The organism is Methylobacterium sp. OAE515 (genome assembly GCF_041806315.1).
Taxonomy (GTDB): domain Bacteria; phylum Pseudomonadota; class Alphaproteobacteria; order Rhizobiales; family Beijerinckiaceae; genus Methylobacterium; species Methylobacterium tardum.
The window spans coordinates 2,745,994-2,769,512 of the sequence record NZ_JBGMUV010000001.1; the positions used below are offsets into that span (position 1 = coordinate 2,745,994).

Below are 23,519 nucleotides of genomic sequence, written 5' to 3' on the forward strand. Positions count from 1 at the left end.
GTCCGCCCGTCCTCGCTGACGGTCGGCGCAACGCGCTGCCGCCGTTCGCTTTTCTCGACCCTGTCCACACCCGTCCACGGCGCGTTTTCGCGTCGGCGACGAACGCATTGAACCGACCCTGCATCTCCGATTTGTTCTGTCTTGGTTCTAGCATGACGGAGCGCAGGGTGCACCTCAACCGGATCGACGAACTGCTGGTCCAGAGCCCCGACGCGGTCCGCGTGCCGGTGATCGGGCAGGCCCTGTGCGCCGGCTTCCCGTCGCCGGCCGACGACTTCCTCGAAGGCGCGCTCGAGCTGCCGCGCTGGCTCGTGCCGAACCCGCCCGCCACCTTCCTGTGGCGGATCAGTGGCTCGTCCATGGAGGGCGCCGGCATCTACGACCGCGACCTCGCCTGCGTCGACCGCAGCCTCAAGGCCGGCCACGGCAGCGTCGTGGTCGCGGCGATCGACGGCCAGATGAGCTGCAAGCGCCTGGTGCTCGACGGCAACGTCGCGCGGCTGGCCTTCTGCAACCCGGACCTGCCGGCCTTCGCGGTCGATGAGTTCGGCGAGGGCGCGATCTGGGGCGTGGTGCGCTTCTCGATCCGCTGGCACGTCGCGCGCGGGCAGCTGTCGTGAGCGGGCCCGAGGCGCGCCTGCGCGACCGGATCGGCGGCGGCCGGGCCGTGGCGCTGATCGACGGCAACAGCTTCTACTGCTCGTGCGAGCGCGTGTTCGACCCCAGGCTCGCCGCGGTGCCGGTCATCGTGCTCTCGAACAACGACGGCTGCGCCATCGCCCGCACCGCTGAGGCCAAGGCGCTCGGCATCCGGATGGGCGACCCGTACTTCAAGATCCGCGACCTGTGCCGGGTCCAGGGCGTGCGGGTGTTCTCGTCGAACTACACGCTCTACGGCGACATGAGCGGGCGCACCAACACGGTCTACCGGCAGTTCAGCCCGCAGGTGGAGATCTACTCGATCGACGAGAGCTTCCTGAACCTGTCGGACGTGGCGCCGGCGCTCCGGGTCGAACTCGCCCGCGACCTGCGCGCGACCGTCCGCGCCTGGACGGGGATCCCGACCTGCGTCGGCATCGGTCCGACGAAGACGCTCGCCAAGCTCGCCAACCACATCGCCAAGACGGTGCCGGAGCTCGCTGGCGTGTGCGACCTGACCGACCCAATGGCCTACGCGCACTGGCTGTGCCGGATCGACGTCGCCGAGGTCTGGGGCATCGGCCGGGCCTCGCTGGCGAAGCTCCAGGCGATGGGCGTCGAGAGCGTGGCGGACCTGCGCGACCTCGACCCGCGACCGGTGCGCAAGGGCCTGACGGTGGTAGGCGAGCGCATCATTCACGAGCTGCGCGGGCTGGCCTGCCTGCCGCTGGAGATGGTGCCGGCGCGCCGGAAGGGCTGCGCGGTGACCCGCTCGTTCTCCAGCCGGATCACCGAGCGGGTGGTGCTGGAGGAGGCGGTGTCCACGCACGCGACGCGACTCGGCGAGAAGCTGCGACGGGAGGGTCTCGGGACCAACCACGTCACGGTCTTCTATCACACGAGCGAGCACGACCGGGATGATCCGATGCGCTCGGTCTCGACCACGGTGCAGTTGCCGGAGCACACGTCGGACACGCTGGCGCTGATCAAGGCGGCGCGGCACGGGGTGGCCAAGACCTGGCGGGAGCCGGGCGAGCGGCCGTGGCGCTACGCGAAGGCGGGGATCGTCACCAACGATCTCGTGCCGCTGTCGCACAGCCCGCGGGCGCTGATCGGCGCGCTGGATCGCGAGCGATCGGGGCCGCTGATGGCGGCGATGGATGCCTGCAACGCCCGGTGGGGCCGCGGCGCCGTGGTGCCGGCCCGCGCGGGTCTGGTGAGCCGGCGCGACTGGAACACCAAGTTCGAGATGCGCACGCCCCGCTACACGACGCAGGTGAGCGAGCTGCCGGTCGCCTATGCATGACCGCCTTACCTCGCATGCGGTCGCTAGCTGCAAGGTCCGTTATGAGTGGATCTCCGCCGGTCCGCTTTCAGGCGGCAGGGGCATCAGATCGGACGTTGCGGTCCCACCCGCTCCAGAACCAACACGAGCATTACAGAGAGTGTTTGGCTTTTCCAAAAACGGTCGCATGGTGGCCGTTGACGTAAGCTCGATGTGAGACACAACTTCCATCAGGCCCGTCAGATGGTTCAGACAACCTGCCAGACATGAGTAAACGCGATTTTGTTTCGTTGGTCGCAAAGCCATTGGCTATAATATTTGCTATAGTAATAGCACTACCGGCAGTTGTAGTTACAGTTTACATCATAACTCGAAAAGAAAAGACTGCGGAATTGCTCGTCGATAGTAAGCATAAAATAAATTTTACTGTGTATTGGGGGTTGGATATGTACCAACGTGTCAGTCTTTTGATGGATAAATCTACGGTCGCCAAAGCTGAAGAGGAAGTCTTCAAACGTCCTTATTACGCGGGAGGTCCGCTATTTCTCGATACATCGGTTGACGTATATTATCTCGCTCTAAACTTCGGGGTTTACAAGATCAATCCGAAAAACAATTCCATCAATAATGTTTGTTTTGTTGAAAAAGAGATTATCGATAGACTGAGTTACGTAGGATATTTTGGCCTAAGAGATTACCATCGCACTCACGATGATGTCGCATTCATGCCTGCCGGGCATGAATTGCCGCGCGGTTTTCAGGAAGGAGATATCAGCGGGACGATAAATGGGCGCTGCGGCTAACCTCGGCGATATGATTAGATCTCATACTAAGCTTCAGATCGCTTATTATAGAGATATCTTCTTTGATCGAGATATCGAACTGACGCGGATCGTCCGAAAACCGCCCAGTGCTGAAGTTGCTGGATAGCTGACGAACGCCCGTTTGTTGGAACCGGTAGAGGCGGTCTGAGTGGCTGGATTGAGTGGATTTCCGCCGGTCCGCTTTCGGCCGAGAAGCCGGAAAAGCGGATGTGCGTCAGATGGCGAAGGCCAATTCTCCGCGACCCCCAGTCCCTCCCACTTGCGCGAAGCAGGCCACGCGCTGCCGTGCTTGAGACGCTGGTCCTCGGCGATCTCCTGCAGCAACTTGCTCCGCTTCCTCGTATCCTCGTGGATCATCCGGACGCACTCACGAATGTGGGCGCTGTCCCACGTGCGGCGGCGATCCATGTCTCGCTGATCCCGAATGCTGTCGAAGACCTCGCGCAGCCTGTGTGCGAACGGCAATCTTCTGCACCGACAGCAGTTCGATAGCTGCTCTTGCGACTTCCAGAGGCACATCAAGCGGTGGGCGTCAGTGCCCTCGAACTTCCGTCGTCGCAGGTGGCGCGAGCGACAACGCGGCGCGACCGGCGATACGCCGTAACCGCCTGATCATCTCGAGCGTGGACTCCGGTGCGCTCGCGAGCGTTGCCGCAGTCTCAAGAGCCATGAGCTTTTGGAAGAAGGCTTCTTCCTCTCGAAGCCCAGGCACTTCGGGAGGTTCGCTTAAAAGCTTCAACATCTCGCGGAGATGCGGGCTGTCTTCCCACGGCGGGGGTGCTCTCATAGCTAAGCGTCATGTTGCGAGAGGTTTGAGATGTGAGCTTACGGCCCATCCAAACCTGTCGCGCAAACGCGGGTTAGTTTTCGCGCGCCTGATCGGTTCGCCGTTCGTCATCGCGGGCGCTGATCAACGAGGAATCACTCGGCGCTTGAAGGTGTCCCTCTCTGGCGAGCGACGAGGGAAAGGCTGAGGCGCCCCCCTCTACGAGCCCGCAGGCTCTACGCGTCGCCGCCGAACCAGTTCTACCCAGGGTCGAGCAGCGATAGCCGACAAGGCACCCTGGAGTATCGCGCGTGAGCACGAAAGCGTGTGTTCGTGCTGAACCGAGCCGAGGCGTCTCACCTCAATCGTGAACCGACCGTCGTGAACCGCAGGCGGGTTGACCAGATTTTCCCTGCTACCTGCCGCACAAGATGGGATGCGTCGAGGACTGAGGTCCGCCGCTCTGAAAAGCGCTCAACGCTTCTCACGGCAACCAGCCGTCGCCCACGATTCCGGAGTCGCTGAAGCCCAATGAATTTAGATCTCGCAAACGTGCTGAAGGTGATCGGGCCGGCAGCTTCCCTAATCTTCGCGGCCTGGATTTTCGTAGGCTTTCTTCAAACGCGATACGATGCTGCGGTCGAGCGTTACCGCGATATCATTGAGAAATATAGGACGTCCGATCTTTCCGGCAGCAGAAAAGCCAACATGGTGGATCAGATTGTTCACTACAAGCGCCGATGCGAACTGATGAGCAGGGCCACAGGCTTCGGCCTGGTATCTGCAATTCTGTTGATCTGCACACTCATAGCCGGCGGTTTGGCATTGACCTTCCCGGATCTGTCAATCTTCAAGTTCCTAAGCGCTGGAACCGCACTGATCGGCATGCTGCTCGTCATTGCTGGAACGGTCATCGTGATTGTGGAAGGCGGGATAATCTATCGGCAGATACACAACGAGTTGCTGGACATCCCGGAACTCGCGGAGAGCATTGGGCAAGAAGCCGGCGCCATAAACGACCCGAAAAGGGACCGGCATGGCACCGGACGGGATCGGCCCTGAGGGCTTGCCGATCACCACCGTTTAAGCGTCTTCTGCAACGTCTGCTTGCAAGGCTTCGACGATAGTCGCATTTCATGCTCTCCCTGATAATTGGGAGAGTTCCAATGGCGGAGGCGGACAAAGCTTTCACGGGATCGATCCCCCAGCTGTACGAACGTCACCTCGTTCCGCTGATCTTCGAGCCTTACGCCCAAGACTTGGCCGAGGAGGTACGCCGGTTGAAGCCCGGCAGCGTCTTGGAGACCGCCGCCGGCACGGGCGTCGTCACCCGAGCACTCGCGACAATGCTGCCCGCCGCGACCCGCTTGGTGGCCACCGATCTCAACGCGGCCATGCTCGACGTCGCGCGTACTCACGTCCCTCGCGACAGCCCCGTCGAATGGCGACAGGCCGACGCCTTGGCGCTGCCTTTCGCCGACGAGACGTTCAACGCGGTGATTTGCCAGTTCGGGGCCATGTTTTTCACCGATAAGCATCAAGGGTTCAGGGAGGCTTGGCGCGTCCTAAAACCCTCCGGCTGCTATCTGCTCAGCGTATGGGACGAGATTGGTGCGAACGAATTCCCCGACGCCGTGACGCGAGCTCTCGCCGAAATCTTTCCTGACGATCCGCCTCGCTTTCTCGCGCGAACGCCGCACGGCTACTGCGACACCGCTCGCATCATCGAGGACCTGAAGGCCGCCGGCTTTGCCGATGTCACCTCTAAGACAGTGGAGCGCGTCAGCAGGAGCGAAACGCCTCATGAGCCAGCCTTGGCCTTCTGTCAGGGCACACCCTTGCGAAGTGAGATCGCGGCGCGGGACGCTGCCCGTCTTGAGGAGGCGACGCAGCGCGTTGCAGCGGCGCTGGCAGCGCGCTTCGGGAAGGGCCCGATTGAGGGCCGGATACGCGCGATCGTGTTCTGCGCAACGCGATGACAGGCTGTTCTCCGTCCAGGGCCGAAGCTGCCGGACGGCCGACGTATGGCCGCTTTCAGGTAGCTCTGAACGGCTTCGGGACGCACGACATGGGTCGGGAGCGGAACGTTCGCTTTTGGGCAAAAGGAAGAGTCCGTTCCCCGACCTTCTCGGACGCACATCAAGGCAAAAGGCGGATCTTTCCTCCGCCTAATTGGACTCGCTCGGCGTCGCTGATTGCGAGGGCAGGGGAGGGCGTTTGAGCAGCCGTCGGACCGCTGACGGGTGCCGGAGGCGTCGAAGATTTCACTTGCCTATCAGTAGGGTCGGTACGCGCGGGTGCGGGAGCCGAGCCGCTGGCGCCATTGCGTTGTGGCTCAATTGCTCGGGGAGCCACCATCCAACCCTCCCGAATTCTTCGGCTCCGGCCGCCACACGAGCGCAAAATCGTGCGTCTCTTCGTGGCGCAGCGAGGACCATTGACGCTCACACGAAGCGGCCGTCACGTCGCCGGATGCGCGATCGTCTGAAGGAAGCGTTCGTGGCGCGCCATGACGCGCGCGACCGCCACGAGGTCGCTCACGGCCCTGGCAACCGGAAGGCTCTGAGAGGCGTCGGCGTCGCGGCCGGCCCTGAGTAGCGCCTGCGCGGCGGCCTCGATGTCACCCACGGTTCCGCCCGCCAGGGCCGCGCGCGCCTGCGCGCTCGCTGTTTGAAGGATGGCATCCCGGTGGAAGGCGCGCAGTTGGTCATGCGCCCGTGCAGCGGACGCCTCCAGATGGGCGATGGCGAAAGCGAGCTTCAGGCGCCGCGCACGCACGATATCCGGTCCGGCATTGATCTGGGCGTACTGAAAGATCCGATCGGAGTTCAGGCTGGTCCGGTCGACCACGTCGCCGCCTGCGCCGACGAGGGCGCTCCGGACATCCCGGATCGCGGAGTCGAAGGCATACGCTCGGGCCTGATCGGGCCGGATCGGCAGGACCACCCGCACGGTCGTCGCGAGGATGACGGCGACGATCATCATCTGAGCGAAATTGGCGAAGAACGTCTGCGCATCGAAGCCCTGCGGGTTTCCCGGCGACAGCAGCACCGGGAAGTAGACCAGCAGGATGAAGCCGATGGACGCGGTCGGCGGATTCAGGATCAGGAAGCAGGCGGCGAAGACGACGGGCGCGACCGCGAGCGCCAGGATCGGAAAGCCGTTCACCGTCGGCAACGTCAGGAGCAGGATCAGGCCGGCCGCCAAGCCCGCGAGCGGGATGCCGATGACGACGCCGTTGGCGTATTTCAGCGGATCGGGATTGACCGACGACATCGCGCCCATCGCGGCGACCTGCACGAGGGCATAGGTCGTCGCCGGCCAGCCGAGCCCGACGAACAGGGCCGCCGTCAGCGCGAAGGCGAGGGCGACGCGTGCGGCACCGCGGAACGCCACAGGGAAATCGCGGTGGGTCGGCAGTCGGACGTCGCGCAACGGCTGAAAACCGTTCCTGAGAGCATTCAGTCCGTCCTGCGCAAACATCAACGCGGTCGCGAGGTCGCGGGCGCGTTGAAGGGCGAGAACCTCGTCGAGGCTGCGACGACCGTCACGGACCGCAGCTTCGATCAGCGCCCGTAACCGCCCGCGGGCTTCGGCGAAGGCCGAATTGTCCACCGATGCGCTGTCGTCGGCCATCAGCCGGGCGCAGATCGAGCGGGCCTCCGCGATGGCCGGACGGTCCGGGCCGGCATCCCGTGCGGCGATGGCGAAGTTCCGGCTCGCCGCCATCGTCGCGTAGAGAGCCGCGATGGCGCTGCGGGCCCCCGCGGCCCGTTGGGGGCCGTCGTCGAGTTCGCCCGCGATCGCGCTCGCATCCGCCCTCAGCGGCGCCGTCATGCGAATCAGATGGAGGGCCTTCTCGGGGCCGGGATCGCCGTCGCGGAGCGCTTGGCGGGCGAAGACCTTCGCTGACCGCAGCGCGGTCGCGATCGACGGCAGCAGGCCGCGCCACGTGCTGGGTGAGGCGAGCGCGTCGTTGATGAAGGTGATGGCCGTGATGGCGACGGCGATCGCCGCCACGCGCGACACCGCCGCGTCGAAGACGTTTTGCGGCGTGTCGATGTTGCTGATCGCGATGATCGCCACCGTGTAGCCCGACAGCATCGCCCCGTAGGCGCGCGTGTCCTGGAGGTACTGTGCGACGAACACGCAGAGGCTCAGCCAGGCCGTGAAGCAGACCAGCATCAGCACCCGGTCCTGGCCGAATGCCGCCGCGAACACGATGGAGATCACGCCACCGAGGAGCGTCCCGAGGAACCGGTAGATCGCCTTGGAGATCGCCTGTCCGCGCTTCGGTTGCGCCAGGATCGCGACGCTCACGGCCGCAGAGGAGGCGCTCTCCAGCTGAAGCCAGAACGCGACGTAGAGCGCGAGCATCATCGCGATCCAGATGCGGAGCGCGAAGAACCAAGCTTGCGGTTGCGGGACGACCGCGTCCAGGCGGTCGAGAAGGCGGTTGAACCGCGATAGGCGAGCTTCAGACACGCGTCACCTGACTCGCCTCGTCCGACCGGTCAGCCGCCATCAAGCGGTACTCTGGATCCTGGCAGGTCCGCGCCGGATCCGCGCCCGCAGCCGCGGCCCGGCTTCATGGGCGCCCGCGCAAAACCGAAGATCGCCGCAGCTGTTTCAGATCTCCGGACCCGGACGGGACTGTAGTGTGCGTGATCGGGGCGACGTGACACTCACGTGTGTTAACACGTCAGGCAAAACACCACGGTTCTGAGCTTTGACCTACCTGCGGCGGCGTGCGCGGAGCGCGTATAATATCGCAAAGGCGACGATAACCCCCAGGATCAGCCAAACCGGGGTGCTGAGGAGCGCATTGGATTGCGCAGCCTCGGTCCCTGGCGTCGGATTGACAGCCTGGGCGAGAGCCGAGCTGAGCGTGACGCTCGCGAGGAATGGGGCGAGGATTACCGATCTCGACATCGCACCTGTCCTGATCCTGGTTCTGCATTCCAGACAATTCAGGCGGCCATCATCCATTATCAGAATGGCCGGCTGATCGGACGCCCGGCATCGAACAGCCAGGCCTGCCTGCTGCGGAACGCCCGGGAGGCGCGGCGAGGGCCGCGACTCCCGACCGGATCGCGACTCCGGTAACGGGTCGCCGACTTTTACGAATGCTGCTGCTTCCTGAGGCTGCTCTGCGCACCGGATTCGTCCGTCATCGGGTTGGCAAGCCCGCTGGTATTCCCGCTGGCATCCGCCGCCTCGTCGAGGGAGACCTGACGGTTCCCGGCGTGGTCCTGATACTGCTCAGTCTGAACGTTCTTGCTGTCGAGGCCGCGTTCGTCGCTGTGACGAGACTTGTCGCGATTGCTGAGAACCATGTTCTCCGGCAGCACACCATCCGGCAATTCCGACATCGCGCCGGTCCCATCACCCTTGCCCTGGGCGCCCGGACCGACCTTATGCCGACTTGCATTCGCCATGTTGATTCTCCGATGCGGAACCTAAGCTGTGTTCGGCACGGCGGACGCGACCGCCGCGCTGGCGGCTGTCAGCGGTCCTGCTGGTAGCCCTGATTGGTGGTGTTCACCTTCGAATTCCCAGCCTGCCCGACCTTGTCGGGATCCTTCGTCTGAGAACCGGCGCGGCCTTGCGAAAGCGGCGCTTCCGTCGCGCTGCCGGGACCCTTGTCGGAGCGGTTCGCCGGAGGAACGGGTGGTGGCTTGGTCGTCATGTGTACCCCGTCGTTGCCGAATGTGGTGCAAACCCGGGGGCGCACGCATCGTTCCGGATGATGTGTATCCGGCCAAGCTTTCCGAACAGACCGCGCGCCGTGTCCATGACGGAATACAAAGATACACTTTGGGGACCGGCTGACGCGCCCCGGACCGGGCAACCGCAGCGACATCTACTGCGCGTCTGGGGGGAACAACGATGCAGATGAGCGCATCGGCGGAACTACGCGACCGACGAAACAATGGCCGGGAGGCCGGGTTATCGGGACAGAACCGATGCTCGCTTCGATCCGGCGGGCCTCACAGGGGCATGAAACCGGGGCGCTCTTCGACAGCGGCCACACGCGATCTTCGGGCACAGCCTGCCTCCCATCGTCGCGGCGCTCTGCGTCGCGGCCCTCGATGAGACGTCGTGACCAGCCGCCGCGCTGGAAGGAGCGCCACAATGACCGACTTCCCGAAGCCGCCCTTCGACCGGCAACGCCAGCTCACCCCGCCGGCGCGGGACGCCGACATGGACCCGCGCCCGGATTACGGCGAGGCGCACTACAAGGGGTCGGGGCGCCTGTCCGGCCGGAAGACGATCATCACCGGCGCGGATAGCGGCATCGGCCGCGCGGTCGCCCTGGCTTTCGCCCGCGAGGGCGCAGACGTTCTGGTGAGCTATTACGACGAGCACGACGACGCCCGGGAAACCTGCCGCCTCGTCGAGTCCGCCGGGCGCAAGGCAGTCCCGCTCCCCGGCGACATCAAGGATCCGAAGCATTGCCGGGCCATCGTCGACAAAGCCGTCGCCGAGTTCGGGCAAGTCGACGTGCTGGTCAACAACGCCGCGCATCAGAAGACCTTCGCCAACCCGGAGGAGATCTCGGACGAGGAGTGGGAGGTCACATTCGCGACCAACATCCACGCGATGTTTTACCTGGTCAAGGCCGCGCTCCCGCACATGAAGGGCGGCAGCGCCATCATCAACACGACCTCGGTGAACGCCGATACGCCCAGCCCGCAGCTGCTCGCCTACGCGACCACCAAGGGCGCGATCCAGAACTTCACCGGCGGCCTGGCGCAGATGCTGGCCGAGCGCGACATCCGCGTGAATTGCGTGGCGCCCGGCCCGATCTGGACGCCGCTCATCCCCTCCACCATGCCGGAAGAGAAGGTGCGCAGCTTCGGCTCCCAAGTCCCGATGAAGCGCCCCGGCCAGCCCTGTGAACTCGCACCGGTCTACGTCATGCTGGCGAGCCCGGAATCCAGCTACGTCTCCGGCGCGACCGTCGCGGTCACCGGCGGCAAACCGATCATCTGATCCATCCTCCGCAGCAAAACGGGAGCATCCCTTGGCACACGAGACCGACGACACGCAGCGTTCGAAGCGCCCGAACCTTCGGGAGTTCGATGCCTACACCGATCGCAACGGGCAGGATTTCGGCCAGGATGAGGCCCGGGACGTCGGACGCCCGGCGCAGCTGCAGCGCGAACTCGAATCCGCTCCGAGCTGGCAGGCGGAGACGGCACGGATCGCCTCGGGTCACCAGCGTCTGGATTCCGTGGCCGGCGGCAGCACCGCCTCCGTCGAGGCAACCGAGGCAGAGACTCCGCCCGAGAACCTGCGCCATCTCGGCGATGCCAGCACCACGTCGAAATCGTCCTGACCGTCGGCCCGAGGAACGTCAGGGATGATCCCGAGCCGCGTGCACGCCGTCACCGATTACGTCTTCCCCGCAATGATCGCCGCGCTCTCGCAAGGGCGTGGCCCTGCCACGCGCCGAATCATGCGGATCGGCCCCGTGTGGCATTACGCCTACTCGCTCCTGACGCGCTACGAGGGCGGTCTGGTGCCGGCGCTGTCCATGCGAGCCCATCTCGCCTGCGACGCGGTCGGCGCCCTCAGCTTCGTCGGCGCGGCCGCGCTCCTGCAGGACGAGCCGGCGGAAGATCGCCTTCTGCTCGCGGCCCTCGGCCTCAGCGAACTCGCGCTCATTGCAGTGAGCGACCGGGACGTCCCGGCCGGCGCGCAGGGGCGCTGAACAGGGGCGCTGATCCCGATCAAAGGCTCGGCGTCGATGCCGAACCGGTCGCAGCCGCTCTGCCGCGACCGCCATGCTTCCGCGGGCGAGGGGAATCGATGATGGCGGCGACCCGGGCAGTCAGACGCGGCCGCGCTCGCTGTGAAGCGGCGGCTGCCGGCGCCGTCGCGAGCGCCTGAGCGGCGATGCCGTCCATCCTCGGCCTGCCCCTCGCGATGGCCTCGCTGTTCACGCTCGGCTGCATCCTCATCCAGAAAGCCGGCACGCGCGCCGAGGCCGTCACCGAGGGCCTCGGCGTCTTGTTCCTGCTCTGCGCCCTGCTGAACGCGATTGCCCTCCTGGCTTTCCTCGCCGGCACGCACACGCCCGGCCCGGCCGCGATCCGCGCGATGTCGGCCTGGTAATGCGCGGCAGAAATTGCCGCGCGGTCGAACCTGCCGGTGCTTTGCCAGAACGGGTGCTTGAAATCACAAGCGAATTTCTGGAACGCGCCGTGCCTGCCGGATCTGAAAGGCGGCAGAGGATTCGGCTATGTCGGTGAACACGGTCTCAGGGGCATCCCTTCAGAAGGATCTCGTCAGCGCGCTGCGTCAGGCGCGCGCCGCTAATGCACGGCCGGTGGACGCCGACACGTTCACGCCCGCGTCGCAGGATGCCGGATCGGCCCAGAGCGCGGGCAGCGCCGCTCAGTCAGGCAGCACGGCCTCCGCGCCGGCGATGTCGAACGACCTGATGGCCTCGCTCCTGCAACTGCAATCCGACTTCAGCCAGATGGGCCTGCAGAACGGCGTCACATCGCCGACCGACGCGGCCGATGCCTCCGGGACCGCCGCGACTTCCAGTGTGACGGATGCGAGCCAGGCCGCGAGCGATGCGACCCCGGTCCAGCGTCATCGCGGGCATCATCACCATCCGCTCGCGTCGGACGCTGCGGACGGCACGCAGGCCGGGCAGGCGAGCGGCGCCTCGGACACGTCGTCGGTCACGGGTGCATCCTCGAGCGGCGACGCGTCCTCGACGGCCAGCATCGGGAGTGGTCTGGACGCCTTGCTGCAGCAGATGACGAAGGCGATCGCCGCCTACGCGAGCGGCGGCCCCGTCGGCGTCGCGGCGGCGGCATTGACGAGCACCGCGAAGGCCTGACCGGACGGGTTGTGCGGCGCGCCTGGAGCGGCGCGCGCGGCTCTGGCATGATCGCGCGTCTGGGAGGCCACCATGACCCTGACCGTGCCCGTCATCCTCGGCAGCGTCCGATCCGACCGGATCGGCATTCGGGCCGCCCGCTTCCTGACGTCGAAGCTGGAGGCACGAGGCCACGCCGCGCCGCTCGTCGATCCTGCCGAGCTGAAGCTTCCGTTGCTCGACCGGATGTACAAGGAATATCCGGCCGGCACGGCACCGGAACCGCTCGAGCGGCTCGCCGCGCTGTATCGTGGATCCGACGCGTTCCTGATCGTCTCGGCCGAATATAACCACGGGGTCCCGCCCGCGCTCTCGAACACCCTCGATCACTTTCTCGAGGAGTATTATTGGCGGCCATCGGCGATCTGCTGCTACTCGGCAGGACAGTTCGGCGGTGTCCGGGCGGCCATGCCGCTGCGCGCGATGCTCTCAGAGATGGGCATGCCCAGCATTCCCTCGCTCCTGCCGATCCCCCGTCTTCAGAAAGCTATCGGCGACGACGGAACGCCCGCAGAGCCGTGGCTCGAACGGTCCGCGAACCGGTTCATGGATGAATTGGAATGGTATGCCGAGGCCCTGCGCACCCGGCGCGCCCAGGGCACCCCATACTGATTTCTGCCGCGGCTCCCTGTCGGGACAAATGCGGCGCCTCACTGTCCGGTTCATACCGTCGAGACGGCGGCCGTCAGCCATACCCGTGGTCGACGTTTACGCGCGGGATCCTAAGGTCACGAATACAGATTACTCTTCCGCCTCTTCATCGTCTCGGCCTCTATCCGTCAGCGGCTGATCCGGGCCCGATCCAAGAAAAATTCGAATATTGCTCGGATGTTTCCAGGAATATTGACCAGAACGATGCTCAGCGCGTCGCGGCCGCCGCTGTGAGACTGTATTACGCTGTTGCAAAAAGGTGGCTGCACAGTCCGGCGAAGTATGAGAACTTAGCCGTGTTCCCGAACCCGGACTGATTCCGATGAAGATCGACGAGAGGGCGCTCCTTCAGGAGCGCGTGCGGACGCTTGTCCTGCGTCACGCACTGGAAGCTGTGCTTGCACGTCTCGCGACGGCCACGCAGGAGGCCGGGACGGACACCGAAACCGAGTTCCTGGACCTGGAGCAATCCCTGGTCAGCGCCGCCCGCAGCATTGCCGAGCGGGCGAGCACGCAGAGGCTGGCGGTGCTGGTCGCCGTCGAGGATGCAAGCACGACGATTCGCGCTGCCTTCGACGCCGCGCATGAGCGCCTGGACGCGCTCCGCCCGGTGCATCTCACACTGGTCGAGACGCCCGACGCCGTAGCCGCCTGAGGCCGGCTAGGGTCCGCACGCCTCGACGTGGCGAAGACAGGCCCGCGTCGAGGTCCCGCCTGAGCTATGGAATGGTGCTTACACCGCGGCGCATCACCGGTCGGAACTGCGCCGCCGAGACGCCATTGCCTGGATCGGGCGCGGCGACCCAAGAAGGCCACCGCGTGATCCCGCAGCGCCGCTTACTGCTTGGCGCGGTTGATGATCGTCCACAGCACGCGGGCCACGGGCTCGGTGACGGTGCGCCGATACTTGCGGTGGACGAGTTGGCCGTTGTGGTAGACGTCCTGCTCGACATAGAGCCGCTCGCCGTCCCAGCGGACGATGTTGTCAGACTCGATGGTCTCCTCGACACCGAGATCCCCCCGCACGATCGAGCTGCCAGTCTGAGTGAGCATACGCGCGTCCTCGTTCACGCAATTGGTCTTGCAGGGACGGCGCGGCCGCACGCCGTGAGACGCGACAGCCGGCAAATTCCCGCCGCGGGCAGCATAGGAGCGCGTCGGGATACATGCCAGCGACGCGGTCGACGCAATCGACCGACCGTAACGCCGGCATGCCCCGACCGGACCAGACAGCAGCGTCGCCAGCTTAACGTTACCCATGTGCGCTGGGGCACCTCGGGTTCGGTCGTCGGGTGCGATGCTTCACAAGCGCGCCAGGGCTGCACACAGGACCGTTCCTGTATCGGCGATCGCGCGACGGAGGCGCCCATGCTCGCTCGCCCGTTCCGGTTCGTCGCCCCGACGCTCGCAGCCCTCGGCCTGATCGCCCTGCGTCTGGCCAGCCCGCTGATCGGGCCGGCCGCCCCCTGTCAGCCCGACACGGCCGAGGACGGGGGCGTCGTCTTCCGGCATTATCTCTGAGCGATCAGCCGCGGCGGCTCAGGACAGCGCTCGGCACCGCGCAGGCCGGCTGGGCTGCCGGCCCGAGGACGATGTCACCCTGCCGTGGATTGTTGACCGTGAACGGCGCGGTCTCCTGCGTTCCGAAAAACCCGCGCCCGAGTTGGGGAACGAACAGATCGTCGCCGAACCGCACGAAGCAGCGGTCGAGCACGGCTTCGTAGTCGAAGGTCCGGTGCAGCACCGGCTCGCCGCCGGGGATGCCGCAATAGGCCGACACGTCGATCTGGCCCGGTCGCGACAGTCGCACCGGCACGGACCGCCCGGGCGGCAGCGTCACCGGAGGGCCGGCCTCGTTCCGCACGACGAGCACGAAGTTCGAGCGGTTGTAGACGCGGCGGAGGCAATCCGCCGAGGCATCGGAGGCGGCCGGAACCGTCCCGGCGATGCCGAGCACCAGGCCGACCCAGGCGCGCGCAACACGTTTCGTCACCGTCAATCCTCCGCCGCCGATCCGATCCACCGGGACCGGTCGCACGCCACTTGAACAGCGGCCGGCTTGGCCACGCAAGTCGAACGCGGCAGGCGCGGGCGCGTTCACGCGCTCAGCGTAAATGCCCGTCGCGGATTGCGTAGCCGAGCGCTCAACGCCGCTCGTAAAGCAGGCGGGCGCGGATGGTGCCCGGTATGGCGCGGATCTCGTCGAGGAGCCCCTCCGCATCCGCGTCGGTGGCGTCCGTCTCCAGCACCACGTAACCGACCTCGCCGTCGGTCTGGTAGAACTGCGCCGCGATGTTGACGTGGCCCCGGGAGAACACGTCGTTGAGGCGCCCCAGCATGCCCGGCAGGTTACGCTGGACATGGATGAAGCGCGTTCCGGTCGGCCGGGCGGGCAGTTGCACCTGCGGGAAATTCACCGCGCCGACGGTCGAGCCGATATCGGAATAATCGACGAGCTTGCGGGCCACTTCGGCGCCGATGCGCTCCTGCGCCTCTTCCGTGGAACCGCCGACATGCGGCGTGAGGATGACGTTTTCGATCCCCTGGAGCGGGCTCACGAAGGTCTCGGCGTTGGATCCCGGCTCCACGGGGAAGACGTCGACGGCGGCGCCCTTGAGGTGGCCGTCGCGCAGGGCCGAAGCGAGAGCGTCCAGATCGACCACGGTGCCCCGGGCGTTGTTGATCAGGAACGCGCCGGGTTTCATGGCCCGGATCTCGGCTTCGCCGATCATGTTGGCCGTGGAGTCGGTCTCCGGCACGTGGAGCGAGACCACATCGCTCTGGGCGAGCAGCTCGTGCAGCGTCTCGGTGGGCTCGGTATTGCCGTGTCGCAGCTTGTCGGTGTGATCGTAGAACAGGACACGCATGCCCATGGCTTCCGCCAAGGTGGAGAGCTGCGTTCCGATATTGCCGTAGCCCACGATGCCCAGCGTCTTGCCGCGGACCTCGAGCGACCCGACCGCCGACTTGTCCCAACGGCCGGCATGGGCGCCGACCGAGCGCGGCACAATCCGGCGCAGCAGCATCACGATTTCGCCGATCGTCAGCTCGGCCACCGAGCGTGTATTCGAGAAGGGCGCGTTGAAGACCGGGATGCCGCGGTGGCGCGCCGCTTCGAGATCGACCTGATTCGTCCCCACCGAGAAGCAGCCCACCGCCAGCAGCCGATCCGCAGCCTCGAAGGCGGCCGCGTCGAGCTGCGTCCGGGACCGGATGCCCACCATGTGCACCCCCTGCAGCGCCTCGTGCAGGGCCTCCCGGTCGAGCGCCTTCGGCAGCCGCGTCAAGTTGGTGTAACCGGCCGCCCGCATCAGCGCGACGGCACTGTCGTTGATGCCTTCGAGCAGCAGGACCCGGATCTTGTCCTTGGGCAGGGAGAGCTTGTCGGGCGTCATCGGCATCGATCGTCTGGCAGGAAGTCTCGGCGGGATTCGGTCGCTCCGAGCCCCGAGGCGGTAGGGATACGAGCGTGCCCTGTGCGATGCAACATGGCGCGGCGCCGGGCAGATGTGCGCCGCCGAGACTGGCCGTCCGGTCAGTCGCGTAAAGACATCGGACGAGGCGCGTGCCCCCGCTGCTGAATATTAGAGCAGGCGATAGCGCAAGAACCGAGCTTCCGGGCGGAACTCTGCTTCGGCTCATCGCTTTTTAGGGCCCTGGACTGACACAACCTGCCTCTCGTCCAGCCGAGTGGCGGTTTCCGACATGGTTCCCGACGATGCATATTCGCACCGGTTTCTCGATCGCCTTCGACACCGTCGGCCCGACGCCGATGAACCTGCTCCTGAACGTGCGTCCGGAGCGCAGGACCGATCTCGTCACCCCGGAGACGATCACCTTCGATCCGCCGATCCCCGCCCGCCAGCACGTCGATGCTTTCGGCAATGTCTGCACGCGCATCGTGGCGCCGGGCGGCCGGATCACCATGGCGGCCGATTTCACGATCGCCGACAGCGGCCTTCCGGACGATCGGGTACCCGGCGCGCGTCAGCGCGCCGTGCAGGACCTGCCGGACGATGTCCTGATGTACCTGCTCGGCTCGCGCTACTGCGATACCGACAAGCTCTCGGGTGTCGCGTGGTCGCTGTTCGGCGGCACACCGGAAGGCTGGGCCCGGGTCCAGGCGATCGTCGACTTCGCCCACGCGCATCTGCGCTTCGACTACCAGCAGGCCGACGCGACCCGCACCGCCTTCGACGGCTACACCCAGCGGGTCGGGGTGTGCCGCGACTTCGCGCATCTCGCGATCACTCTGTGCCGCTGCATGAACATCCCGGCGCGCTACGCCACCGGCTACCTCGGCGATATCGGCGTGCCGAAAGACCCCGCTCCGATGGACTTCTCGGCGTGGTTCGAGGTCTATCTCGACGGTCCGGAGGGCCCGCGCTGGTACACGTTCGACGCGCGCCACAACCGGCCGCGGATCGGCCGCATCGTCATGGCCCGCGGACGTGACGCGACCGACTGCGCCCTGACGACGAGCTTCGGCTCCGCGTACCTCGCGCGGTTCGACGTCCACACCGACGAAGTGCCGGGCGCAGCCACGCCTCTGGCCCGCGCAGCCTGAGGGCAGGGGGGTGCTGCTAGACGGTTTCGGCCGTTTCGCGGACGGCCGGCGCGTTGTTGCCCTGGTGGAGGAAGGTCGGATCGAACTCGGCCACCGCGACCAGGGCGTCCCAATCCTCGATGGTCAGGACACCGCCGCTGAGGGTGACCAGCTTGCGCGCCCGCAAGGTGCGCAAAACCCGGTTCAGATGCACGCTTGTCAGGCCGAGCGCATCGGCCAGCTCCGCCTGCTTCGGGGCCAGGGAGAAGCTGAGGCCGTTCGTCAGTCCGACCGCGCGCTGCCGGAGATACAATTCGCAGAACAGGTGCGCCACGCGTCCGAGCGCCTGACGCCGGCCCAGGCTGGTGATCCGCTCGCGATAATGGGCCCCGTCGATCAGGGTATCCCGCCACAGGGCATTCGCAAGGTCCGGGTGCCGCCGGAGCACCCGGTGCAGCGCGTCGTGCGGGATGAAGGCGATGGTGCAGGCCGTCAGGGTGGCGAGATTGTGGTCCATCCGGTGCAGGTGCAGGCTCTGCAGGTCCGGCATGTCACCGGCGATGTAGAACGACAGGATCTGCCGGCCGCCCTCGGACAGCGCGGCATAGCGCGAGACCCAGCCCTGGAGGACGAGGCAGCACTGGCTCGGCCGTTCGCCGAACCGGGCGATATCGTGGCGGCCCGGCAGGTTTCGAACCGTGTGCGGCAGATCGAGGATCGCGGTCCGATCCTCTTCGGCCAGCACCGTTATGCTGTCGAGCTTGCGCGTCAGCATCTCCAGCGGTGAGTGTCGTCCGGTCGGCATCCGCGTTTAGGCCTTGGGCTGCCCGACCAGGTGGGACCACCGCGGCTGACCCGCTTCAGCCGGACGGTGGAGACAAGAGCGCAGCACGTTCATTCCTCCAGACCGGACATCGATCGGCGCCCTCCTGCTGGCACCGGCCTCGAACCCGGTGCCAGACGCGATCGGCGAAGCGATGGTCCTGCGAGACGAGCAGGATCACGTCGCCGCTGCCGGAAGCCTTCGTGTCGCCGCCAGAGGTATCGCGCCTGCACGGCGGCGGGCAAGAGCGGCAAGCGAAAGCGTCACCAGGCCGCGGATGTGCCATCCGCCGCGCCGCGGACACCCCCGTTCGGTTGAAGTCAGAGGGCCGATGCTGTATGGCACGCGCGTCCTCCCGGATCCGATCTCGCGCGCTCGTCACTCTTGCGCCCGCCGGGCCGCCGGCTGGACCGCCCTCGTCATCCGTATCGACGCGTCGGCAAGCCGGGTCCCACGGGACCGGTCGCCTCTCCCGAAAGAGTCCGGGGAGGCCGCGGCGAGCGAGGGTGCCTGCAACGCGAGCCGCCGACGCAACGGGCCTCCGCCGGAGGCCGTTCAGGAGACAGAATGACCGCAGGTACCGCTCTGGGGCGTAGCCCGAGCCGCGACGATTTCGCCGCACTCCTCGAGGAGAGCTTCCTCGAACACGAGATCACCGAAGGCTCCGTCGTCAAGGGTCGCGTCGTCGCGATCGAGAAGGACGTGGCCGTCATCGACATCGGCGCCAAGACGGAAGGCCGTGTCGCGCTCAAGGAGTTCACCGGTCCCGGCCGCGAGGGCGAGCTGAGGGTCGGCGACGAGGTCGAGGTCTACGTCGACCGGATCGAGAACGCGCTCGGTGAGGCCGTCATCTCGCGCGACAAGGCGCGTCGCGAGGAGAGCTGGGTCAAGCTCGAGAAGTCGTTCGAGAACAACGACCGCGTCACCGGCACGATCTTCAACCAGGTCAAGGGCGGCTACACCGTCGACCTCGACGGCGCCGTGGCGTTCCTGCCGCGCTCGCAGGTCGACATCCGCCCGGTCCGCGACGTCACCCCGCTGCTGGGCACCCCGCAGCCGTTCCAGATCCTCAAGATGGATCGCCGCCGCGGCAACATCGTCGTGTCGCGCCGCACCGTCCTCGAGGAGAGCCGCGCCGAGCAGCGCTCGGAGCTGGTGGCCAACCTTGAGGAAGGTCAGGTCATCGACGGCGTCGTCAAGAACATCACCGAGTACGGCGCGTTCGTCGACCTCGGCGGGATCGACGGCCTGCTGCACGTCACCGACATGGCGTGGCGCCGCGTGAACCACCCGTCCGAGGTGGTCACGATCGGTCAGACCGTGAAGGTCAAGATCATCAAGATCAACCACGAGACGCACCGCATCTCGCTCGGCATCAAGCAGCTTCTCGCCGATCCGTGGGAGGGCATCGCCGCCCGCTACCCGGAGGGCGCCAAGCTCAAGGGCCGCGTGACCAACATCACCGATTACGGCGCCTTCGTGGAGCTGGAGCCGGGGATCGAGGGCCTGATCCACGTCTCCGAGATGAGCTGGACCAAGAAGAACGTCCATCCGGGCAAGATCGTTTCCACCTCCCAGGAGGTTGAGGTTCAGATCCTGGAGGTCGATCCGGTCAAGCGTCGCATCTCGCTGGGCCTCAAGCAGACCCTGCAGAACCCCTGGGAGGCCTTCGCCGAGAAGCACCCGGTCGGCTCCGAGGTCGAGGGCGAGGTCAAGAACAAGACCGAGTTCGGCCTGTTCATCGGCCTCGAGGGCGATGTCGACGGCATGGTTCACCTGTCGGATCTCGACTGGAACCGTCCCGGCGAGCAGGTCATCGAGGAGTTCAAGAAGGGCGACATGGTCCGCGCCCAGGTTCTCGACGTCGATGTCGAGAAGGAGCGGATCTCGCTGGGCGTGAAGCAGCTCGGCGGTGACCCCTTCGCCGAGGCGGGCGAGATCAAGAAGGGCCAGATCGTCACCTGTGAGGTGGTCGAGGTCAAGGATGCCGGCGTCGAGGTGAAGATCGTCGACACCGACATGCAGACCTTCATCCGTCGCGCCGAGCTGGCCCGCGACCGCGGCGACCAGCGTCCCGAGCGCTTCGCCACCGGCGAGAAGTTCGACGCCCGCGTCGTGCAGTTCGACCGGAAGGCCCGCCGCGTGCAGGTCTCGATCAAGGCCCTCGAGGTCGCCGAGGAGAAGGAGGCCATGGCCCAGTTCGGCTCCGCCGATTCGGGTGCCTCGCTCGGCGATATCCTGGGCGCGGCCTTCAACAAGAAGCGCTCCGACGACGAGTAAGCCGCTGCTCTCTGCCGCCCGGCCTGTCCGGGCGGCGGATCCGCGATACTGAAACCCGCGCAGGACCGACGTCCTGCGCGGGTTCTTTTTTGGCTCAACAATTCAAGGTTGCCGAAGGCGGATCGCAGGTCGGATGGGCCGGTGCGACGCGACAGCGGCCGGCCACCCCGTCATTTTCTTCATCCGCCCCATATCCACGCCCGCGGTAAATGCTCTAGAACACCGGCCTCGCACGGCTCGGACCGAGCGAGCCGAAGGAAACCAAGGACTTGCCCGGCGCGGGGGCGTGGCTCCCGCATCCCGTCGAGGGGAGCAACCGGGGGCTTCAGGGGAAGGCACAGCATGGCAGCCGACGCCGAACTGCTGATCGACCGGCGGCGCCTGCGCCGCAGGCTGTCTCTCTGGCGCGTGCTGGGCATCGGCGGCCTGATCGTGGCGGTCGGCGCGCTCGGCTACCGCGTGCGCACCGGCGCGGAGGGCGGCTTCGCCGTGCGGCCGCAGATCGCCCGCATCTCGGTCTCGGGCTTCATCGCGGGCAGCGAGGCCACCGCCAAGCTGATGAAGCGGGTCGGCGACGCGGATGCCGTGAAGGGCGTGATCGTCTCGATCAACTCGCCGGGCGGCACGACCACGGGCTCCGAGGAGATCTTCCGCAACCTGCGGGCGCTGGCCGCCAAGAAGCCGATCGTCGCCTTCGTGGACGGCACCGCCGCCTCCGGGGCCTACATCACCGCCATCGCGGCCGACCACATCGTGGCGCGCGAGACGAGCCTCGTCGGCTCGATTGGCGTGCTGTTCCAGTATCCGGACGTGTCCGGCCTGCTCGACAAGGTCGGCGTCAAGGTCGAGTCGGTGAAGTCGTCGCCGCTCAAGGCCGAGCCGTCGGGCTTCACCCCGACTTCGCCGGAAGCGCGCGCGGCGCTCGCCGCGGTCGTCGGCGACACCTACGCGTGGTTCAAGGGCCTCGTGGCCGAACGGCGGGGCATGGATCCGGGCCAGCTCGCCACCGTCTCGGACGGCCGTGTCTTCAGCGGCCGCCAGAGCCTGCCGCTGAAGCTGGTGGACGAGCTCGGCAGCGAGCGCCAGGCCGCGGCGTGGCTGGAGAGCGCCCGCGGCGTCCAGAAGGACCTGCCGATCAAGGATTGGAAGCCCTCGACCGAGAGCAATTTCTCCCTGTGGTCCGCGGCCGGCATCGGCGCCGATCTCCTCGGGCTCGACGGCCTCGCGGCGCGGCTGCGGACCGTCGGCGCCGAGGCCCAGGCCTCCCAGGGCGGGCTGCTCGCGCTCTGGCGCCCGGCCCCCTGATTGCCTGCCCTCACGCAGCCCGCCCCGATCCCGCGAGAAGACAAGACGCCATGATCAAGTCGGAGCTCGTTCTCAAGATCGCCGAGCAGAACCCGCATCTCTATCAGCGCGACGTGGAGATCCTGGTCAACGCAATCCTCGACACCATTTCCGACGCGCTGGCCCGCGGCGACCGGGTGGAGCTGCGCGGCTTCGGTGCCTTCTCGGTGAAACGCCGCGAGGCGCGCCGGGGACGCAACCCGCGCACGGGCGCCGCCGTTGCCGTGTCCGAGAAGGCGATCCCGGTGTTCAAGACCGGCAAGGAGATGCGCCAGCGCCTCAACGCCGCGGGCATCGGCGAGAGCGCCTCGGCCGCCGAGTAGGAAGGACCTGTACGCGCGATGATCCGTTTCCTGAAGAGCCTCGTGCTGCTGCCGATCGCCGCCTTGGTGATCCTGCTAGCGGTCGCCAACCGCGCGCCGGTGCAGCTCTCCTTCGATCCGTTCAACGCCGACGCGCCGGTCTTCAGCGTCGCCCTGCCGCTCTACGCGATCCTGTTCGGCGCGGTGGCGCTCGGGATCGTGGTGGGCGGCATCTTCACGTGGCTCGGCCAGGGCAAGACCCGCGCCCGGGCGCGCTACCATCGCCGCGAGGCGGTCCGGTACGAGCGCGAGGCAACGCGGCTGCGGACCTACGCGCCGGAGAGCGAGACCGTCGGCCCCTACACGGTCCCGAATACGGGCCGCACCGCCCTGCCGGCGCCGCGATAGGGCGGCAGCCCCGTCGCGAGGCGGCGGGGGGGAACGGGCCCTTTCTTGGACGGCCTGCATCTTCCGAGGATTTAGCGCGCGGCCCGCGCGGCCGCCACGAAGGCCGCGATCCTGCTCGGATCCTTGGTCCCGGGCGCCGACTCGACACCCGACGAGACATCGACGGCGCGGAGTCCGGTTCGCATCAGCGCCTCGGCAACATTGGCCGCGTCGAGCCCGCCCGACAGCATCGTGCCCTGCGGAAGATCGGCGCCGCGGAGAAGCTCCCAGTCGAAACGCCGGCCGTTCCCGCCCGGTAGGGTCGCGTCCGCGGGCGCCTTCGCGTCGAGCAGGATCCGGTCTGCCACGGCCGCGTAGGCGGGCAGGACCGCGAGGTCCGCGCGTGTCGCGATGCCGAGCGCCTTCATCACCGGCCGGCCGGTGGCGGCCCGGATCGCCGCGACGCGCTCGGGGCTCTCGCGCCCGTGGAGTTGGATCAGATCCGGATCGGCCGCCGCCACAGCCGAAGCCACCAGCGCGTCGTCCGGATCGACGAGCAGGAGCACGCGCTCCGCCCGCCCACGGGCGAGAGCGGAGAGGGCGGCAGCCTGCGCGAGGGTGACGTGCCGCGGACTGCGCGCGAAGTGGACCAGCCCGATCCAATCCGCACCGGCCTCAAGGGCGGCGGTCAGGGTCACTTCGGTGCTGAGCCCGCAGATCTTCACGCGGGTCGGGACGGCGGTCTCGGAGGCCATGTGCCTCCTATAGCGGAT

The 23,519-nt window shown here is 66.7% G+C and carries 26 protein-coding genes; 18 read left to right on the forward strand and 8 right to left on the reverse strand.

Annotated features, from left to right (window positions below):
- Positions 1-167: 167 nt before the first annotated feature.
- From ABIE45_RS13405 to ABIE45_RS13425, 5 genes are all read left to right on the forward strand, one after another.
- Positions 168-620 carry a translesion error-prone DNA polymerase V autoproteolytic subunit gene (locus tag ABIE45_RS13405; RefSeq protein WP_192707388.1) on the forward strand — a complete coding sequence of 151 codons (453 nt, stop codon included), beginning with the start codon at positions 168-170 and terminating at the stop codon, positions 618-620.
- Positions 617-1,945 (forward strand): Y-family DNA polymerase, encoded by a 1,329-nt coding sequence (locus tag ABIE45_RS13410; RefSeq protein WP_192707163.1) that lies wholly within the window; start codon positions 617-619, stop codon positions 1,943-1,945. The genes ABIE45_RS13405 and ABIE45_RS13410 overlap by 4 nt, the downstream gene beginning before the upstream one ends.
- A 245-nt stretch (positions 1,946-2,190) precedes the next feature.
- Positions 2,191-2,727 carry a hypothetical protein gene (locus ABIE45_RS13415; RefSeq protein WP_192707164.1) on the forward strand — a complete coding sequence of 179 codons (537 nt, stop codon included), beginning with the start codon at positions 2,191-2,193 and terminating at the stop codon, positions 2,725-2,727.
- A gap of 1,339 nt (positions 2,728-4,066) precedes the next feature.
- Complete coding sequence (locus ABIE45_RS13420) at positions 4,067-4,576, forward strand: DUF2721 domain-containing protein (protein WP_192707165.1); 510 nt, start codon at positions 4,067-4,069, stop codon at positions 4,574-4,576.
- Between the two features lie 104 nt (positions 4,577-4,680).
- A complete protein-coding gene (locus ABIE45_RS13425; protein ID WP_192707166.1) occupies positions 4,681-5,493 on the forward strand; it encodes a methyltransferase domain-containing protein in 813 nt (270 codons plus the stop codon).
- Between the two features lie 481 nt (positions 5,494-5,974).
- Here the strand turns inward: ABIE45_RS13425 and ABIE45_RS13430 are convergent, their stop codons facing one another.
- The 3 genes from ABIE45_RS13430 to ABIE45_RS13440 all read right to left on the reverse strand — a co-directional run bounded on the left by ABIE45_RS13430 (position 5,975) and on the right by ABIE45_RS13440 (position 9,203).
- Entirely contained in the window at positions 5,975-7,999 is a 2,025-nt protein-coding gene (locus ABIE45_RS13430) for an FUSC family protein (protein WP_373622336.1), read from the reverse strand.
- Between the two features lie 635 nt (positions 8,000-8,634).
- A complete protein-coding gene (locus tag ABIE45_RS13435; RefSeq protein ID WP_192707167.1) occupies positions 8,635-8,952 on the reverse strand; it encodes a hypothetical protein in 318 nt (105 codons plus the stop codon).
- A 68-nt stretch (positions 8,953-9,020) separates the two neighbouring features.
- A complete protein-coding gene (locus ABIE45_RS13440) occupies positions 9,021-9,203 on the reverse strand; it encodes a hypothetical protein (RefSeq protein WP_091720706.1) in 183 nt (60 codons plus the stop codon).
- A gap of 446 nt (positions 9,204-9,649) precedes the next feature.
- Here ABIE45_RS13440 and ABIE45_RS13445 point away from each other — a divergent pair, with 446 nt between their 5' ends.
- The 7 genes from ABIE45_RS13445 (at position 9,650) to ABIE45_RS13475 (ending at position 13,719) form a co-directional block, all read left to right on the forward strand.
- On the forward strand, positions 9,650-10,510 hold the full coding sequence (locus ABIE45_RS13445) for an SDR family oxidoreductase (RefSeq protein WP_192707168.1): 861 nt from the start codon (positions 9,650-9,652) through the stop codon (positions 10,508-10,510).
- 31 nt (positions 10,511-10,541) lie between these two features.
- The gene (locus ABIE45_RS13450) at positions 10,542-10,856 is read left to right on the forward strand and encodes a hypothetical protein (protein ID WP_192707169.1); all 315 of its coding nucleotides are present in this window, start codon (positions 10,542-10,544) and stop codon (positions 10,854-10,856) included.
- Positions 10,857-10,880: 24 nt separating this feature from the next.
- Positions 10,881-11,231 (forward strand): hypothetical protein, encoded by a 351-nt coding sequence (locus ABIE45_RS13455; RefSeq protein WP_192707170.1) that lies wholly within the window; start codon positions 10,881-10,883, stop codon positions 11,229-11,231.
- Between the two features lie 185 nt (positions 11,232-11,416).
- A complete protein-coding gene (locus tag ABIE45_RS13460) occupies positions 11,417-11,635 on the forward strand; it encodes a hypothetical protein (protein ID WP_192707171.1) in 219 nt (72 codons plus the stop codon).
- Positions 11,636-11,762: 127 nt separating this feature from the next.
- On the forward strand, positions 11,763-12,374 hold the full coding sequence (locus ABIE45_RS13465) for a cell wall anchor protein (protein WP_192707172.1): 612 nt from the start codon (positions 11,763-11,765) through the stop codon (positions 12,372-12,374).
- A gap of 72 nt (positions 12,375-12,446) precedes the next feature.
- Positions 12,447-13,025 carry an NADPH-dependent FMN reductase gene (locus tag ABIE45_RS13470; RefSeq protein WP_192707173.1) on the forward strand — a complete coding sequence of 193 codons (579 nt, stop codon included), beginning with the start codon at positions 12,447-12,449 and terminating at the stop codon, positions 13,023-13,025.
- A 361-nt stretch (positions 13,026-13,386) separates the two neighbouring features.
- Positions 13,387-13,719 carry a hypothetical protein gene (locus ABIE45_RS13475; RefSeq protein ID WP_192707174.1) on the forward strand — a complete coding sequence of 111 codons (333 nt, stop codon included), beginning with the start codon at positions 13,387-13,389 and terminating at the stop codon, positions 13,717-13,719.
- 182 nt (positions 13,720-13,901) lie between these two features.
- Here the strand turns inward: ABIE45_RS13475 and ABIE45_RS13480 are convergent, their stop codons facing one another.
- Positions 13,902-14,117, reverse strand: a complete 216-nt coding sequence (locus ABIE45_RS13480; RefSeq protein WP_192707175.1) for a hypothetical protein — start codon at positions 14,115-14,117, stop codon at positions 13,902-13,904.
- Between the two features lie 315 nt (positions 14,118-14,432).
- Here ABIE45_RS13480 and ABIE45_RS13485 point away from each other — a divergent pair, with 315 nt between their 5' ends.
- Entirely contained in the window at positions 14,433-14,585 is a 153-nt protein-coding gene (locus tag ABIE45_RS13485) for a hypothetical protein (protein WP_192707176.1), read from the forward strand.
- A gap of 4 nt (positions 14,586-14,589) precedes the next feature.
- On the opposite strand, the gene ABIE45_RS13490 is transcribed toward ABIE45_RS13485, so the two are convergent.
- Together ABIE45_RS13490 and serA are read right to left on the reverse strand one after the other, a co-directional pair.
- Positions 14,590-15,057, reverse strand: coding sequence for a hypothetical protein (locus ABIE45_RS13490; protein WP_192707177.1), 468 nt, complete (start codon positions 15,055-15,057; stop codon positions 14,590-14,592).
- Positions 15,058-15,208: 151 nt separating this feature from the next.
- Positions 15,209-16,459 carry a phosphoglycerate dehydrogenase gene (serA, locus tag ABIE45_RS13495; RefSeq protein WP_192707178.1) on the reverse strand — a complete coding sequence of 417 codons (1,251 nt, stop codon included), beginning with the start codon at positions 16,457-16,459 and terminating at the stop codon, positions 15,209-15,211.
- Positions 16,460-16,782: 323 nt separating this feature from the next.
- Here serA and ABIE45_RS13500 point away from each other — a divergent pair, with 323 nt between their 5' ends.
- A complete protein-coding gene (locus ABIE45_RS13500; protein ID WP_192707179.1) occupies positions 16,783-17,631 on the forward strand; it encodes a transglutaminase family protein in 849 nt (282 codons plus the stop codon).
- Positions 17,632-17,647: 16 nt separating this feature from the next.
- On the opposite strand, the gene ABIE45_RS13505 is transcribed toward ABIE45_RS13500, so the two are convergent.
- Positions 17,648-18,385 carry a Crp/Fnr family transcriptional regulator gene (locus ABIE45_RS13505; protein WP_373622337.1) on the reverse strand — a complete coding sequence of 246 codons (738 nt, stop codon included), beginning with the start codon at positions 18,383-18,385 and terminating at the stop codon, positions 17,648-17,650.
- A gap of 615 nt (positions 18,386-19,000) precedes the next feature.
- Here ABIE45_RS13505 and rpsA point away from each other — a divergent pair.
- From rpsA to ABIE45_RS13525, 4 genes are all read left to right on the forward strand, one after another.
- Complete coding sequence (gene rpsA, locus ABIE45_RS13510; protein WP_192707181.1) at positions 19,001-20,713, forward strand: 30S ribosomal protein S1; 1,713 nt, start codon at positions 19,001-19,003, stop codon at positions 20,711-20,713.
- A gap of 342 nt (positions 20,714-21,055) precedes the next feature.
- Entirely contained in the window at positions 21,056-22,018 is a 963-nt protein-coding gene (gene sppA, locus ABIE45_RS13515) for a signal peptide peptidase SppA (RefSeq protein ID WP_192707182.1), read from the forward strand.
- A gap of 50 nt (positions 22,019-22,068) precedes the next feature.
- Positions 22,069-22,380: an integration host factor subunit beta gene (locus tag ABIE45_RS13520; protein WP_091785957.1), complete on the forward strand. Its 312-nt coding sequence runs from the start codon at positions 22,069-22,071 to the stop codon at positions 22,378-22,380.
- Positions 22,381-22,398: 18 nt separating this feature from the next.
- Entirely contained in the window at positions 22,399-22,767 is a 369-nt protein-coding gene (locus tag ABIE45_RS13525; RefSeq protein WP_192707183.1) for a LapA family protein, read from the forward strand.
- Positions 22,768-22,838: 71 nt separating this feature from the next.
- Here the strand turns inward: ABIE45_RS13525 and ABIE45_RS13530 are convergent, their stop codons facing one another.
- A complete protein-coding gene (locus ABIE45_RS13530) occupies positions 22,839-23,501 on the reverse strand; it encodes a phosphoribosylanthranilate isomerase (protein ID WP_192707184.1) in 663 nt (220 codons plus the stop codon).
- Positions 23,502-23,519 lie beyond the last annotated feature (18 nt).